Origin of the sequence: Fibrobacter sp. UBA3629 (genome assembly GCF_002374005.1) — a bacterium.
In the GTDB taxonomy this organism is placed as follows: Bacteria; Fibrobacterota; Fibrobacteria; order Fibrobacterales; family Fibrobacteraceae; genus Fibrobacter.
In genome coordinates, this window is sequence record NZ_DFLC01000012.1 from 229362 (window position 1) to 245127 (window position 15766).

General features: G+C 53.8%; 16 protein-coding genes and 1 tRNA gene. 12 read left to right on the plus strand and 5 right to left on the minus strand.

Annotated features, from left to right (window positions below; genetic code table 11):
* Positions 1-75: 75 nt before the first annotated feature.
* The 3 genes from B2310_RS04665 (at position 76) to B2310_RS04675 (ending at position 2868) form a co-directional block, all read left to right on the plus strand.
* Positions 76-621 carry a peptidylprolyl isomerase gene (locus B2310_RS04665; protein WP_173382523.1) on the plus strand — a complete coding sequence of 182 codons (546 nt, stop codon included), beginning with the start codon at positions 76-78 and terminating at the stop codon, positions 619-621.
* 88 nt (positions 622-709) lie between these two features.
* Positions 710-782: transfer RNA gene (locus B2310_RS04670), tRNA-Ala, on the plus strand.
* A 91-nt stretch (positions 783-873) separates the two neighbouring features.
* On the plus strand, positions 874-2868 hold the full coding sequence (locus B2310_RS04675; RefSeq protein WP_290729024.1) for a M23 family metallopeptidase: 1995 nt from the start codon (positions 874-876) through the stop codon (positions 2866-2868).
* 19 nt (positions 2869-2887) lie between these two features.
* On the opposite strand, the gene B2310_RS04680 is transcribed toward B2310_RS04675, so the two are convergent.
* Positions 2888-3601: a DUF2334 domain-containing protein gene (locus B2310_RS04680; RefSeq protein ID WP_290729027.1), complete on the minus strand. Its 714-nt coding sequence runs from the start codon at positions 3599-3601 to the stop codon at positions 2888-2890.
* Positions 3602-3636: 35 nt separating this feature from the next.
* On the opposite strand from B2310_RS04680, the gene B2310_RS04685 reads away from it, so the two are divergent.
* The 3 genes from B2310_RS04685 to htpG all read left to right on the plus strand — a co-directional run bounded on the left by B2310_RS04685 (position 3637) and on the right by htpG (position 7342).
* A complete protein-coding gene (locus B2310_RS04685; protein WP_290729029.1) occupies positions 3637-4479 on the plus strand; it encodes an undecaprenyl-diphosphate phosphatase in 843 nt (280 codons plus the stop codon).
* A 42-nt stretch (positions 4480-4521) separates the two neighbouring features.
* On the plus strand, positions 4522-5289 hold the full coding sequence (locus B2310_RS04690) for a hypothetical protein (RefSeq protein WP_290729031.1): 768 nt from the start codon (positions 4522-4524) through the stop codon (positions 5287-5289).
* A 166-nt stretch (positions 5290-5455) separates the two neighbouring features.
* Positions 5456-7342, plus strand: a complete 1887-nt coding sequence (htpG, locus tag B2310_RS04695) for a molecular chaperone HtpG (RefSeq protein ID WP_290729034.1) — start codon at positions 5456-5458, stop codon at positions 7340-7342.
* Between the two features lie 80 nt (positions 7343-7422).
* Here htpG and B2310_RS04700 read toward each other — a convergent pair whose 3' ends face one another.
* Positions 7423-7890, minus strand: coding sequence for a hypothetical protein (locus tag B2310_RS04700; protein WP_290729036.1), 468 nt, complete (start codon positions 7888-7890; stop codon positions 7423-7425).
* A gap of 106 nt (positions 7891-7996) precedes the next feature.
* Between B2310_RS04700 and B2310_RS04705 the strand changes: the two genes are divergently transcribed.
* From B2310_RS04705 to B2310_RS04730, 6 genes are all read left to right on the plus strand, one after another.
* Positions 7997-8434, plus strand: coding sequence for a Fur family transcriptional regulator (locus B2310_RS04705; protein ID WP_097035177.1), 438 nt, complete (start codon positions 7997-7999; stop codon positions 8432-8434).
* Positions 8427-8693: a hypothetical protein gene (locus B2310_RS04710; protein WP_290729038.1), complete on the plus strand. Its 267-nt coding sequence runs from the start codon at positions 8427-8429 to the stop codon at positions 8691-8693. The genes B2310_RS04705 and B2310_RS04710 overlap by 8 nt, the downstream gene beginning before the upstream one ends.
* An 84-nt stretch (positions 8694-8777) precedes the next feature.
* Positions 8778-9836, plus strand: coding sequence for a metal ABC transporter substrate-binding protein (locus tag B2310_RS04715; protein ID WP_290729040.1), 1059 nt, complete (start codon positions 8778-8780; stop codon positions 9834-9836).
* A 1-nt stretch (position 9837) separates the two neighbouring features.
* Positions 9838-10494: a metal ABC transporter ATP-binding protein gene (locus B2310_RS04720; RefSeq protein WP_290723274.1), complete on the plus strand. Its 657-nt coding sequence runs from the start codon at positions 9838-9840 to the stop codon at positions 10492-10494.
* A 50-nt stretch (positions 10495-10544) separates the two neighbouring features.
* Entirely contained in the window at positions 10545-11390 is an 846-nt protein-coding gene (locus tag B2310_RS04725; protein ID WP_290723276.1) for a metal ABC transporter permease, read from the plus strand.
* Position 11391: 1 nt separating this feature from the next.
* Positions 11392-11592, plus strand: a complete 201-nt coding sequence (locus B2310_RS04730; RefSeq protein ID WP_290723278.1) for a hypothetical protein — start codon at positions 11392-11394, stop codon at positions 11590-11592.
* A gap of 232 nt (positions 11593-11824) precedes the next feature.
* Here the strand turns inward: B2310_RS04730 and B2310_RS04735 are convergent, their stop codons facing one another.
* From B2310_RS04735 to B2310_RS04745, 3 genes are all read right to left on the minus strand, one after another.
* The gene (locus B2310_RS04735; RefSeq protein WP_290729042.1) at positions 11825-13309 is read right to left on the minus strand and encodes a DUF1846 domain-containing protein; all 1485 of its coding nucleotides are present in this window, start codon (positions 13307-13309) and stop codon (positions 11825-11827) included.
* A 226-nt stretch (positions 13310-13535) separates the two neighbouring features.
* Positions 13536-15149: a glycosyl hydrolase family 8 gene (locus B2310_RS04740; protein ID WP_290729044.1), complete on the minus strand. Its 1614-nt coding sequence runs from the start codon at positions 15147-15149 to the stop codon at positions 13536-13538.
* Positions 15150-15355: 206 nt separating this feature from the next.
* Positions 15356-15766, minus strand: a complete 411-nt coding sequence (locus B2310_RS04745) for a M67 family metallopeptidase (RefSeq protein ID WP_290729046.1) — start codon at positions 15764-15766, stop codon at positions 15356-15358.

Below are 15766 nucleotides of genomic sequence, written 5' to 3' on the forward strand. Positions count from 1 at the left end.
AAAGAGGAAAACTGCACCTTATTTTTGTATATATACAATGCAAAGAGAAACAACCTATCAACCACTGGAGTTTACATGTTCAATCAGCTGGATAAACCGCAGCCGGGCGAAACCATCGCCATCATGACCACCAACCACGGGGTAATGAAGCTCCGCCTCTTCGAAGACCGCGTCGGCGAATGCGCAACGAACTTCATCGAACTTGCAAAGCAGGGCAAGTACGACGGCGCCCCGTTCCACCGCATCATCAAGGACTTCATGATCCAGGGCGGCGACTTCACCCGCAGGAACGGCACAGGCGGACACTCCGCCAAGGGCCCCGGCACCACTATCGGCGACAAGTACGACCCGTGCCTCACCCACATGCGCGGCGCCCTCAGCTGGGCAAAGACCGCCATGCCGAACAGCATCGGTAGCCAGTTCTTCATCGTCCACGGCGACAACGTACACTTCTTGGACCACGACCAGGTGGGCCCTGGCCCGGCTGACGGCTACTCCGTGTTCGGCCAGCTCTACGAAGGATTCGAGGTTCTGGACGAAATCGCAGGCGTCAAGACCGACCGTAGCGACCGCCCCTTCGATGACGTGATTATCGAGTCCGTGACCATCGAGAAGGCATAATTTTCACGGCGGCGGAGATTTTTTGAAAAAAAAGTCTTCTGCCCCCTTGACAAGGGCCAAATATTTTTCTCTATTTGGCTCACCTTTCGGGGTTATAGCTCAGTTGGTAGAGCGCCTGCATGGCATGCAGGAGGTCAGGAGTTCGACTCTCCTTAGCTCCACTAAAAAGACTCGCTTAAAAGCGGGTCTTTTTTTATGCCCTTCGCACAGACAAACTCCGGCATGCCGTAAGATTTTTGTATCTTTCAGCACATGAGGAACATTTCATACAAACTTATCGGTACCGCACGCAAGGCCTTCGCGCTCTGCCTTTGCGCAGGGTTTACGGCCACATTCGCGGAAGAATGCGACGAAAAGATGATGGACGCCTTCGCCTACGAGGACTGCCTCGCCGAACACAACCTGCCCATCCCGGGAACAGGCGACAAGAAGGATGACGGAGTCCCAAGACTCAAGGTAATCAACCCCAACGAGAAATACAGTCCCTTCAAGCGCGATGCCTACCTCACGTCCAGCTTCGGCGAGAACCGCGGGACGCGCTACCACATGGGCATAGACTATTCGACGCAGATGGAAGAAGGCTGGGTCATCTACGCCCCCGAGGACGGCATCGCAAGCGAAATCAAGACATCCCCCTACGGCTACGGCAAAGCGCTCTACTTCAAGGGCAACAGCGGCAAGACATGGGTGTTCGCGCACCAGAGCAGCTTCAGCGCCCAGCTCGACGAACTCGTATACAAGAAGATGTACAGTACCAAGAAGAACGACATCGTGATTTCGCCCAAGGTCGCGTTCAAGAAGGGCGACACGCTCTCCTTCGCGGGCAGCACCGGCATCGGGAACCCGCACCTGCACCTGGAAGTCCGGACCGCCGACAACAAGGGACTCTCGCCCTGCAAGGAGGGCGCGCTCTGCCTCGACACCATCGCTCCGCAGATTTTCGCGGCAGCGGTCACCTACAAGGACGACGTGGCATTCACGTCGACCGAGGCGCTCGACAAAGGATGCATAGCGACTCCCATCAAGAACACCTTCGAGAACGACGCTCCCGTTCACATCTCCTTCAAGATTGCGGACTACAGCCGCGAGCCCAAGGAAAATCCGATGTCCATCCGCAGGATCGAAGTTTTCCGCTACGACGAAAAAATCTACAGCAAAATCCAGGATACCATTCCCTTCAGCAAGCAGCTCCGCATCCGCGACGAGCTCCTGTGGGCGGAGGAAGCCGACACCGCCGGCGACTGGCACTACGTCAACGTCCCCTTCCCGCCGCAGTCCGAATACCGCATCGAGGTGGAAGACTACGCCGGCAACGTGACCACGAAGAAGTTCTCCATCCGCTCCCACTGCAAAGACAACTCCGAATTCCAGAAACAGAACTTCCAGAAGACACCCCTCATCACCTACCTTTCGAGGCCGGCGCTCGACCTCGGCCGCTGCGATTCGAGTTTCACCTTCGCGGCTCTCGACAAGAACGGCAACACGCTCAGCGAGAATCTCTGCAAGGTGTTCCCCCACAAGTTGACGTTCCTCGGAAAGATTGCGGCAACCTTCCCTGCCGCCACGAAGATCGCCTACTCCAACGGCAATAGCGAGAACACCATCTACATGACCACGCTAAACAAGGGCGCATCTTCCGCCAGCTGGACCGTCAAGGATGAAGATTTCGAAATCTCGCAGAAGGTGACCGGAATGGCCGTAAAGACGAACGACGGGACTCCTGTCCTCGCCTTCACGAAAAACATCACCGACAGCCTGAACTTCTACGAGTTCCACCCCAAGGGACTGCAGTTTACCGGCAAGTGGGAAGTCTGCATCGATGCGCATACGGCCCAGGCCCCGCTCTACTGGCTTGGAGAGACGAGCCGCAACTGGTTCATCTTCAGCAAGCAGACCTCCGGCAAGAAGCGTTGCGCCAGCATGAACGAGCTCCGCGACATCGCAACAATCGACAACCAGGATCCCCCCACGCTCGGGTTCCCCTACTGGGACAACATGATTATCGGGGGACTGCACCAGCCCGCCCTCAAGATTCCAGTCAACTTCAAATACGACGGAATCCCCGACGGGAACTCCATCACCGTAAAATCCGGCAAGAACTGGATTGCCGCCGAATACGACTCCGAACCGCGCGAAATTATCCTGGAAGGAGCGAGACTCCCGGACGAGGGTGAAAAGATCACCATCCAGATAGTCGACGAAGGCAAGCACAAGGCCACCTACACCGTGACCATTCCGGGCATGTAGCGGCTAGGGTTCGCCGCGGCTAGAGTTCGCTGTAAAGCGCAAGCTTGCGGTCGCTGCCGAGCGCCGCACGCACCAGGTCATAGACCTTGGCCTTACGGTCCGGGAAGTCGACCGGATGAAGCGCGATCCGCGGAAGCCCCACCGGCAGGTCCAGAATAAACTTGCCGAACCCGAAGGCCGTGTTCATCAAGGCATCGGGAATGCCCGCAAAACTCGTCACCGGCGAAAAATAGCGTTTGCCGTTGGCCTTCACCACCATGAACCTGTTCTCGTACAGCATACCCATGTTCCGGACCTGATGGGGCAGGAACCTGTTGCTGTACCAGGTGGGCGGGATAAAGGCAGCAGGCCTCTCGCCCCCCGCAAACAGTTGCTTCCATGCGGATTCCGCCTCGCGCAGGAGCCTCCCGGATTCGAACTCGCTAAGGCCGGCAAATTCCGCCTCGCCTCCCGTGAGGTTCATGCTCATGAGACCAAAATAGCTGCGGCCCTGGCTGAATTCGGCCTTGTGCTTGTAACCGTGGAGCGAAAGTTCAAAGCCGTCAGCGACAAGGAGATGCAGCGCCTCCCGGAATTCAGCGACAGTCCGTTCGTCTGCTCCGTCCGTGCAGGGAATCACGAGGACGCTGAACGCACGTCCGCAAAGGTCTTTCAACGTTCCCAAGACCGGAACCACCGTCCGGAAATTCCAGACGCTCAAATCGTGAAAGCACAGGAGAAAACGTTTGCACATGTCGCTGAAGATAGCAAAATACTATATTTCCATCCATGATTGAATCCATCATCCTCGGCCTTTTGCAGGGCCTCGCCGAATTCCTCCCCATTTCCAGCTCCGGCCACCTCGTGCTGGGCCACGAACTCCTTGGCATGAACGAGGCGGGCATGTTCTTCGACATCATGCTCCACGCCGGGACGCTCCTTTCCATCTTCGTGGTGTTCCACAAGAAGATTACCGACATCATCGTGGGCTGCATCCGCCGTAATCCGGACCAGTTGCGCGAAGCAGGCTACATCATTCTAGCAAGCATCCCGACAGCGATGATCGGCCTCGGCTTCAAGGACTTGCTGGAAGGCCTTTTCGAGAACCCGCGGGCCGTGTGCGTGGCCGAACTCTTTACCGGCTTGCTCCTGTTTACCTCCCAGTGGGGCCCGACCGGCGCCAAGCATCCGGAGAGCGTTGGCGTCAAGATGAACTGGTGGCGCGCGCTCGTAACCGGTATCGTCCAGGGCATCGCCTGCATTCCGGGCATCAGCCGCAGCGGCTCCACCATCAGCGCCATGATGTTCATGGGTGTGAACCGCAAGTACGCTGGCGAATTCAGCTTCCTCATGAGTATCCCCGCCGTGGGTGGCGCAGCCCTCCTCGACGTCATCAAGTGGGCCAAGTGCCAAAGCATGACTCCCGAAAAGGCTCTTCTCGACCCGGAAAAGGCTTTGAAGTGTGCCGATGCCGGTGGCTTTACCCCCGAACTTTTGGTGGGCATGGTCGTGTCGTTTATCTTTGGCATTATCGCCCTCAAGTGGCTCATGACCTTCTTGCAGAAGGGCAAGTTCCAGCACTTCGCCTGGTACGTATGGGCCGTGGGTATCCTCGGACTGATCTTTATCTAGTCCCGTAAAGGGAGATTATTGGGTTTAGGAGGAATCAATCGCATGATTGTTTGTTATAAATGCGGTGGAAAATACGAAGACGATATGCCGCGGTGCCTCTGGTGTGACGCACTCAATCCAGAGCATCCGCTGAACAAGGAGCCTGCTCCGTCCCTTACCGAAAAGGCTTCTGCGCAAGCCTCTCCTGGCATTGCCGTGCCGCCGGTTGTCAAGCAGACCGTTGTGGAGCAGGTAGCGCCTGTTGCAACAGAAACTTTGCCCGATGCCGGTGCGTCAGACATCAAGTCTTGCGAAACCTCTCCTGAACCGGGTGATACCGTTGCCGTCATAGGGCCCGGGCAAGAACAGGACATCGCCATAGAGCAACAGTTCCGTCAAAAAGGCGTCCTGTGGAGTGTCATTCTGGCCGGAGTTTTCGTCTCGTGGCTATGCCACTACAAGTACCTTAAGAAAACCGACAAGTTTAGCACAAAGTTCTTTTTGCCCCTATTCGGCATTGAGTGCGTGTCCAAATCTTTATTCTACATGCTTTCAAAGGCTAATTATTCTGGATTAGCCTTCGGTCCCTTTTTATATGCCATCATTGTCATTATCGTCTGCCTCTTCTATTGGTTTTTCATCGGAAAACTCGGCCTCGTTCTACTCAAGAAAGCCGTTCCAAACTATGACCAAAAGGCTTTCAAAAAACGGGAACGCATCGGGATAGCTATCGGCATTCCCATCTTCGCTTTAGAATTTATCGCCGGATACCTTCAATACGGCACTGCCGCTAGAATGTTGGGAGTTTGGCTAGGCAACGCCCTCCGGTAGTTTTCCCACCATTTTTGGCACGGTTCTTGCATCTTCTATAGCGAAAACAAGGCAGGACCGTTGTTTTGTTTCATTTTGAAACATCTTGGCAGTCTAAGCCGCTCGAAAATTAAACATAACGGAGATTCCCGTCTGCGCGGGAATGACAAAAAGGAAAGGACGTAAAATGGCAACAGAGAAGATGGAATTCCAGACCGAAGTTCGCGACATGCTGAACTTGATGATCAACTCCCTTTACAGCAACAAGGAAATCTTCCTCCGCGAGCTCGTCTCGAACGCGGCGGACGCACTGGACAAGCGCCGTTTCCTCTCGCTTTCAAACGCAGAACTCTTGCCGCAGGGCACGCAGCTCCGCATCGATATCTCGGTGAACAAGGAAGGCAAGCGCATCGTTGTCGAAGATAACGGTATCGGCATGAACAAGGAAGACTTGATCAACTGCCTGGGCACCATCGCCCGTAGCGGCACCAAGAACTTCATCAAGAATTTGAAGGAAGGCGACAAGGGCAGCGTCGATCTCATCGGCCAGTTCGGTGTGGGCTTCTACTCCGTGTTCATGGTCGCAAAGAAGGTCGAAGTGCTGACCCTCAAGGCCGGCGAAACTCAGGGTTACCTGTGGTCTTCCGAAGGCACGGGCGAATTTGAAATTTCTGAAGCCCCGCGCGACAAGGTGGGCACCAAGATTACTTTGTACCTGAAGGACGACGAAGATGCGGGCGACTTTGCCAGCGAATGGAAAATCAAGGACATCGTTCAGAAGTACAGCGGCTTCGTGAGCTATGGCATCTACTTCCACCCGGAGCCGACCAAGAACGACAAGGGCGAACTCGAAGAAAAGCCTGAAGAACGTTTGAACGAAAAGCAGGCATTGTGGCGCCAGAGCGAAAAGGAAGTCACCGAAGAACAGTATAAGGATTTCTACAACGTCATCAGCCACGAAGCCGACGAACCGGCCGCCTGGAGCCACAGCCACGCCGAAGGTTCCCAGGAATTCTGGAGCCTCGTGTACATTCCGTCGAAGGCCCCGTTCAACATCTGGCACAACGACGCCTTGCACGGCCTCAAGCTCTACGTGAAGAAAGTCTTTATCATGGACGACTGCAAGGATTTGCTGCCACCGTGGCTCCGCTTTGTGCGCGGTGTGGTCGATAGTGAAGACTTGCCGCTGAACGTATCCCGCGAAATCTTGCAGAACAACAAGATTATCATCAACATTCGTAAGCACGTGATCAAGAAGGTGCTCGACACCCTGCAGAACATGGCCGACAAGGATGCCGCAAAGTACAACGCCTGGTGGCGCGAACTCGGCATGGTGTTGAAGGAAGGCTTCTACATGAACTGGGAACATCTTGACGAACTCAAGAAGTTGCTCCGTTTCGAAAGCACCAAGACCGAAGGCGACGCTCTCGTGGGCCTCGACGAATACGTGAAGCGCATGCCGGAAGGCCAGAAGGAAATCTACTACCTCATTGGCGACAAGAACGCCGTGAAGTCTAACCCGATGCTCGAAGCCTTCAAGGCCAAGGGTTACGAAGTGTTGCTCATGAGCGACGGCATCGACGAATTCATGATGTCTAGCCTCACCGAATTCGGCGACAAGAAGTTCCACGACATCGCCCGCGGTGATGTGGACTTCGAAAAGACCGAAGACGAAAAGAAGGCCGAAGAAGAAAACAAGGGAATCTTCAAGGGCCTCTGCGAAAACCTGCAGAAGGTCTTGGACGAAGACATCAAGGAAGTCCGCGTGTCTAGCCGCCTGAAGGATAGCCCCTGCTGCCTTGTGACCAGCGAAGACGCCATGAGCGCCCAGATGGAACGCATGATGAAGGCCATGGGCCAGAAGAACTTGCCGAAGAGCAAGCGTATCCTGGAAATCAACCCGACGCACCCGATTTGCGAAATGCTCAAGAAGAAAGTGGAAGCGAAGGAAGACCTGGGCGATTGGCCGAAGGCCCTCTACGGTCAGGCTTTGCTTGCCGAAGGCTCTCCGCTCCCGAACCCGGCAGAGTATGTTGCGGCAATTACCAAGTTGCTGACCGCCAGCGTGAAGTGACACAAGGCGCGAAGGATCTAACCCTGAACATTAAAAAGACCGCGATTCACTCGCGGCCTTTTTTCATTCTAAATTCATTTTCAGCCTAAGTCAAAAAAGATGGGAGCAAAGAACGCAACAACAAAAACAACAACTAGGATTACTACACCCAAAATAATTCCCTTGCGTTCACGGGGCTTATAGACTTCTGGCGCATATTCCGGGAGACATTCCTTTATTTTAGAAGCGCCTAATCTTCCCAAAATGAAAATGGAAACAAAAAACCAGACCATTCCCAAGATATCGTAGACATTCAAGGTTTCCGGAGATGTCATTTTAGAGCCAGCGGTTAGTGCCTTATCTACCATATTCGTCAGGATATTCCACCCAAGCATCGGCAAGAAAAAACTCTTTGCGCTCTTTTCCAGCTCCTTGCGATGGAAAAACCACGAAATAATCGGCCCGCCAAGAGCCATGCTCCACATAAATTTTCCCGCCGGATGCGCAACGGCTGCGGTTTCCGGCACAGGTTCCACGACAACAGTTTCCGGGACTTTGTCTTCGTTCATGTTTTACCTCTGTAAGTTTTTTTGAAATATACAAAAAAAACAGGGTCGGAATGACGACTCTTTTCGTTGACACCGGGCCCATTTTTTGTTAAATTTGAATTTGCGAATGATTTGCAAATTAGAATACAAGACGAAAACGCGACAAGTCATCATGGACTTCATGGTCAAGAATCCTGACCGGATTTTCAAGGCCTCCGATATAGCCCAGGACCTGCGCTCCGTTTCCCTGAGCACCATCTACAGGAACCTCGCCCGTCTCGAAAAAGCGGGCATCGTCCAGATTGTCGGGGCCGAAGAGAACAAGGAACTCCAGTACCGCTACACTGGCCCGAGCAAGTGCCAGGAGAAAATGCACCTCGTGTGCAAGGAATGCGGCAAGTTTTTCCACCTGGAAGGCCCCGCACTCAAGATGTTGCAACTTTCGGTACAGCGCGTAAGCGGCTTTGAACTGGACCAGCAGCAGTCGGTTTTGCTCGGGCGCTGCGCCGGATGCTCCATAGCCGCGAAGAAACCCCTCCCGCGGAGGCGGATGCACCATGTTTAAGGCCCTGTTCGACAAGCTTCTGGTTATCTTGGCGTCGCTCTATGTGTCACGCCACCTGGAACACCATTGCCACGGCGAACATTGCCACGTCTGTCACCATATCCATCGCTGTCTGGAACTGATTACGGTCTGCATGGAAATGGTCGTCGCACCTTTTGAAATCGCGCTCTGCTGCGTGTTTTTCAGGCTCCCCCGCATCAAGGCTCTCGATACGTGCCGAGCCACCCTTGTTTCGCAAAAGGTCCTGTTGTTGAATTGAAGTGCGTCGCACCCAAGACGACGAGCGGTACAAAGCCGCATAACAACATCAACAACATTTGTCCATACGGACAAGGACCTTTATATGAAAAAAATTGCATCCATTGCAATACTGCTTTTTGCGTCGGTATTAATGCTGACCGCCTGCAACACGGAATCCGGGAAAAAAGATTCCGCACCGAAAAAGATTTCCGTCGTCGCGACCATCTACCCGCAGTACGACTGGTTGAAGAACGTGATCGGCGAGCGTGCCGATGCAGTTGACCTGAAACTGCTCATCAAGAACGGCACCGACCTTCACAGCTACAAGCCCTCGGCCAAGGACATTGCGACCATCGCCAAGGCCGACCTTGTCGTTTACGTGGGCGGCGAGTCTGACGAATGGATTGAGAAAGCTCTTGAGGCAACCCCGAAGGAGGGGCGCATCGCGTTGAACCTGATGAAGGCTCTCGGCGACCGCATCAAGGAAGAAGAAGTCGTGGAGGGCATGCAGGTAGAGGAACATCACCATGAGCACGGCGAAGAAGCCGAAGAACATGAGCATGAACATCATGAGCATGCCGAAAAGCACGAAGACGAGCATCATCACCACGAAGAAGTCGAGAACGACGAGCACATCTGGCTTTCGCTGGTAGCGGCCAAATACCTGGTTGGCGTGGACATCGTCAAAGCCCTGGTCAAAATCGACACCGCAAATGCCGAAACATACAGATCGAACGCAGCTGACTATACTGTCAAGCTGAACGAAATTGACGACGAATATGCCGATGCCGTTGCCGAGGCGACCCACGAAACTATCCTATTCGGCGACCGTTTCCCGTTTCGCTATCTGGTGGACGATTATGGCATTAAGTACTATGCCGCATTTGCCGGCTGTTCCGCCGAGAGCGAAGCGAGTTTCGAGACTGTAACCTTCCTTGCGAACAAGATGGATTCGCTTGCGCTCCCCGCCATTTTGACTATCGACGGCAGCGACGGGAGAATCGCCCGAGCCATTCTCGAAGCAAGCAAGAACTCCAAGAACGCGCAGGTCTTGACGCTCAATTCGATGCAGTCGGTGACGGACGAACAGATAAAGGCCGGCGTCGATTACCTCTCCATCATGCGCGACAATCTGGAAGTATTGAAAAAGGCTTTAAAATAATATGAACGAAATAATCCCTCTGATCAAATGCCGCCAGCTGACGCTCGGCTACGGAAGCAAGGACCTGGTCCGCGACCTGGATTACGACGTGAATGTCGGGGACTACCTCTGCATCATCGGACGCAACGGTTCCGGCAAGACAACGTTCCTCCGTGGAATCGCAGGCTTGCTCAAGCCCAAGTCCGGAGATATCGAACTCTGCGAAGGGCTCAAGCGCAGTGAAATCGGTTACCTGCCGCAGATGACGCTAGTCCAGAGGGATTTTCCCGCATCGGTGGAAGAAATCGTTCTTTCCGCATTCCAGGGCAAGTTCCGCCTGCTGCCGTTTTATGGACGGGCCCAGCGGGAGCGCGCCATGGAATGCATGGCGCTCACCCGTACCGAAAGCTTGCGCAAGTCGTGCTTCCGCGAGCTTTCGGGAGGCCAAAAGCAGCGCGTGCTCTTGGCCCGGGCCCTCTGCGCTGCCGATCGTTTATTGCTTCTCGACGAGCCCGTAACCGGCCTCGATCCCGAATCTACGGAAACAATGTACCGCGTCATCAATGACCTGCACAAGAAGGGCATGACCATCGTGATGGTCACGCACGACGTGGACTCCGCCCTGGACGATGCTACCCGCGTGATGAACTTCGACCAAATATCAGTTAAAGGAAGATAAAACCTCAAGTCAAGGAGATCCCCGCATTCGCGGGGATGACAATGTACGGTATGCCAATTGATACGCTTCTTTTCTACCTAGACTTTCCCTTCGTGCGCTACGCGATTGTCGTAGGCGTACTCGTATCGCTCTGTTCGTCACTGCTGGGCGTAACCCTCGTACTCAAACGCTACTCCTATATCGGTGACGGCCTCTCACACGTTGCATTCGGCGCACTTGCCATTGCAGCAGTACTCAAGGTGACAAACAACATGCTCATCATCTTGCCGGCAACCATAGCCGTGGCTGTACTCCTGCTCTGCACCGGGAAAAACGCTCGCATCAAGGGTGATGCCGCCGTCGCCATGGTATCGGTCGGCGCGCTCGCCATCGGCTACCTGCTGATGAACATCTTTTCCACCTCGGCAAACATCTCGGGCGACGTGTGCACTACGCTTTTCGGTTCCACGTCCATCCTCACGCTGAAACTGGAAGAGGTCATCCTGTGCATCGTACTCTCTTGCATAGTCATCTTCTGCTTCGTCCTCTTCTACAACAAGATTTTCTCCATCACGTTCGACGAGAATTTCGCACGAGCCACGGGCGTCAACACTGCACTTTTCAACCTGCTGATTGCCGTCATCGTGGCAACGATTATCGTACTCGCCATGAACCTTGTGGGTGCGCTTTTGGTATCGGCCCTCGTGGTTTTCCCGGCACTTTCGGCCATGCGCGTATTCAAGAGCTTTTTCTCGGTAACGGTCGCTGCGGCCACCATATCCGTGATTTGCTCGCTTATCGGCATCGTAGTCGCTATTCTCGCCGGGACTCCCGTGGGTTCGACCATCGTGGCGGCGGATATCGTAGTTTTCGGTCTATTCTACCTGATAGGTATTGCACGAAACGGCGGTAACTAATTTGTCCAAATATTTCAAGAAAACAGCAATCGCATTCATTGCTGTGCTCCTGTTCGCACTGAACGCCTCCGCGAAGGAAGACCTGGGCGATTGGCCGAAGGCCCTCTACGGTCAGGCTCTGCTTGCCGAAGGTTCTCCGCTCCCGAACCCGGCTGAGTATGTGGCAGCAATTACGAAACTGCTGACGGCTAGTGTGAAGTAATTACGCGCAAAACGTCATTAAAGAAGGCCGCGAAATCGCGGCCTTCTTAATTTTTCGTATCGGATTTCAACAACATTTGTCAAAAAAAACTGGATAAGCGAGCAGAGCAAGGCCGCAACTCTTTTTAGCCAGAACGTTGGATAATCAAGCAAGACAAGGCGCGAGCCTCCGTAGCGTACTAAAGTACGCAAGGAGGCGAGCAACGCAGTATTGCGCCGATTAGCGAACGTTATTACCCGTGGTACAGATTGCCGGATTGGTAATTCGGTTCCGTCGTGAGGTTCACGCCCAGGCGGCGGAACACGCCCACATCGACCTGCGAGAGGATAACGCTGGAATGCACTTCGCAGTGGCGGAGTTCCGGCAGTTTCTCTAGGGCGATTTTCGCGTTGTAGTCCGTGAGAGCACAGACGGAAAGCGCCACGAGGGCCTCGTCCATGTGCAAGCGCGGGTTCTTGTGTCCGAGCTGTTTCGTCTTCAGATTCTGAATCGGCTCGATGACCATCGGCGAAAGCAGGCGCACTTCGTCGGGAATCTTCGCGAGGTGCTTGAGCGCGTCGAGCAACATGGCAGAAGAAGCGCCCAACAGCGAAGAAGTCTTCGCCGAGATGATTACACCGTCATTCAGCTGGATGGCAACCGCCGGGCCGCCAGTTATTTCAGCCTTTTCAACAGCAGCCGCAATCACGGGGCGGTCAACAGTGCTGATCTGCGCCTGCTCCATGATGAGTTCCTGCTTGTAAATCTGGTCCTTTTCCGCATTGCCCTTGCGCACGTCGCAGAGCGTGTTATAGTAGCGGCGGATGATTTCCTGCTTGGCCGCCTCGCAAACGGCATCATCGTCGATAATGCAGTTGCCCGCCATGTTCACGCCCATGTCCGTGGGGCTCTTGTACGGAGATTCACCCAGAATGCGCGTAAACAGCGCGTTCAGCACCGGAAAAATTTCCACATCGCGGTTGTAGTTGATTGTAGTTTGTCCGTAAGCTTCCAAATGGAACGGGTCAATCATGTTCACGTCGTTCAGGTCAGCGGTCGCCGCCTCGTACGCGAGGTTCACCGGATGCTTGAGCGGGATGTTCCAGATGGGGAACGTCTCGAACTTCGCATAACCGGCCTTGATGCCACGCTTGTTCTCGTGATAAATCTGCGAGAGGCAGACGGCCATCTTTCCACTCCCGGGGCCGGGAGCCGTCACCACGACGAGTTCGCGAGTCGTTTCGACAAACTCGTTCTTGCCGTAGCCGTCATCGCTTACAACCAAAGGAATATTGCTCGGGTAACCCGCAATCGGGTAGTGGCGGTAAACCTTGAGTCCCAGTCCTTCAAGCTTCTTCTGGTAAGCAACGGCACTCGGCTGTTCCTGCCAGCGGGTCAGCACCACAGAGCTCACGTAGAGGCCATAACCGCGGAACGCGTCAATCAGGCGGAGCACGTCCTGGTCGTAGGTAATGCCGAGGTCGCCGCGGACCTTGTTCTTTTCGATGTCACCCGCATTGATGGCGATAATGACTTCGGCCTTGTCCTTGATTTTTTCGAGCATGCGGATCTTACTGTCGGGCGCGAAGCCAGGCAACACGCGGGATGCGTGATGGTCATCAAACAGTTTTCCGCCAAATTCCAGGTAAAGTTTTCCACCGAACTTCGCGATGCGTTCGGCAATTTTTTCGGACTGCGTCTTGAGGTACGCTTCGTTATCAAAACCTACTTTAAACATCTTTTTCTACCAATTCAAATTAAAAATTCAACGTTCCAAAAATAAAAATTTTCAGCACGGCCGCAGTCTGTTTTACGAAGTAAAAAACGCCTTTCCTAAAAATGTTTTCGGAAAATTTTTCTTTTTTTCTAATTCGTTAAGTATCAAGAAATTAAGTCCTCCATCAAAAAAAAATCAGGGTCAGCGGCAAGCTCACCCCGATAGACAAGCAACAAACAACAAAATACTATTTCGCGATCTTGTGGACCTTGCCGCCGACGTTCACGAGCAGCACACCCCGAGCGCCGATGCGGATTTCCTGATTCACAGAAGTGATTTCCGAAGCCTTCAGCACACGGCCATTGAGGTCAGCAACAAAGAATTTCGTTCCGACCGCTGCGCCATCGATAAAGAGCGAGTTGCCGGACGCATGGACATTCACGTTGCCGAGAGAAGCCGTGGCAATCACCTTTTCCGGTTTCTTCACCGTCACCTCGTAGAGCTTGCACGATTCAAACGCGTGGAACGTGGTGTCGTTTTCATAACTTACGCCATTGTATTCACCTTCTGCCGTCTTTTTCTCGATCTCGGGCTTCTTCTTCCAAATCTTGAAGTTGCCGGTGAGATGGAGCATAGCGAGGTAATGCACCAGGCCGTCGTAGTAACGCTGGCTACCGACGATGGGCTTGGAATCCCAGGCCTTCTGCAGCACCTTCTTGACCAAATCCTTGTAGCCCTCTTCTTCAAGCAGGGCGTAGGTAGCAACCGCATTCGCGCCCGCCTGGCCGATGGTGAAATCGCCGTATCCGTTGGTGCCGTCCCAGTTGAAATGCCCGTGCCTGTAGCCGTCCTTCTCGAAGAAGTCGGTAATCACCTTCGCGATTTTCGTCTGGCGTTCCATATCCACGCCGAACAGGTAGCTGTCCATGCCGTAGTTCATGGGGCAACGGATGGCATCGAACGCGTACTTGGTGGAGTTGTCGCTGAAAGCGTAATGCGGAGTTCCGTCGAAGTTGCTGTAGTCGCTGCACAGGCCCGACTGCGGGTTTGCGGAATTGTAGATGTGGTCGCGGGTGGCCTTCGTCGCCTTTTTCCACTTGTCGGTGTTGGTAGTCGACCAGCGGCTGAACATGTCCACGAATGCGGGCAAACTGTAAGAGGCGTCGCCCCAAGTGTTGTTGCCATCAGACGGCTGGAAGGTCGCGATAAAAGACTGTTCGCTGTACAGGGATTGGCCGTTGCCTTTCCAGCAGGCCTTCAAGATGCTCTGCGCATCCCTCATGTAGCCTTCGTCGTTCCAGCGGTGGGCAGCAAACAGGAGCGACATCATGAAGTAGATTTCGCCATCGGGAGCGTTGCCCCAGTCGCGCACGGAACCGTCGCGGTTCGCCTGCCACGCGAAATAGCCGGAGCCGCCCGTGGCAGGGTCCTTCCACATGTGTTTCTTGGCCCAGTTCCAGAGTTTGCCGAACTGTTCCTTGTGGTTGGTCTGCACGGCAATCATCATGCCGTAGCTCATGCCCTCGGAGCGGATGTCGTTATTGTTTATATCGACAATGTAGCCGCCGTCGTTGTCTTCGTAATACACGGTCTTGTCGTTCTGGCCGCCAAAGTAATGGTTCCAGAGTTCATCCAGCTTGTCCTGGATGTCCTTGTCCGTCTTGCCGAGGAAAGTCTTGAACGGGCTCGTGTAATCGCCCGTATAGTAGGCGCCCGTAGATTGCGTGCCATCCTTTTCGCAGTCGGGGCCAAAGTATGCTCCGCTATCGTCGAAGAATGTGCCGGTGTATATTGAATTTTCCGCCGCAATGGCCATAGAGGCACACAGCAGAGCTACCGAAAATACGGATAGGTTTTTCATTTTTCTCTCCAATCGGATTGTTTCAACCTATCCATAACAAACCCATGTATAATATAGATAAGGGAGGCCCGATTTCATCTACCGCACAGAAAAAGCCGTTGTTAGACAAAACAACGCAAAAATACCATTTTTGCACTAAAAACGCAAAAGTGCCTCCAGGGCAGGAATTTCACTAAAGCCCCGGAGGCACCGTTGTACGGAAATCTTTAGGCGATTACGAGACCTTCATTCGTAGCGGTATCGCCCTCAATGTGGAAGGAATTGAGCACCGGATGTTCGCGGTCCATAAGCGAAAGAATCAAGTAACTCGCCCTAGAATCGTAGACAAGGCGCTTATCTTCTTCCGACGGGCGCGAAGGGGATTCCGGATGGGAATGCCAGTTACCCAGCGGCGAGAGGCCGTTTGCACGCATGTCCTTGATGGCGGCAAGTTGTTCCTTGGGGTCCAGCGAAAAATGCTCGTTGGAATGGTCGATATTCGTGAGCAGGTAGACCTTCTCGATATGCTTGTCGCTACCTTCGATGCGCCCCGCAATCAGCCCGCAGGCCTCTTCGGGGAGGTTCTTTTGGGCGTGCGCAAGGATTTTTTCGTATTCAGATTTCGGTAATGTAATCAT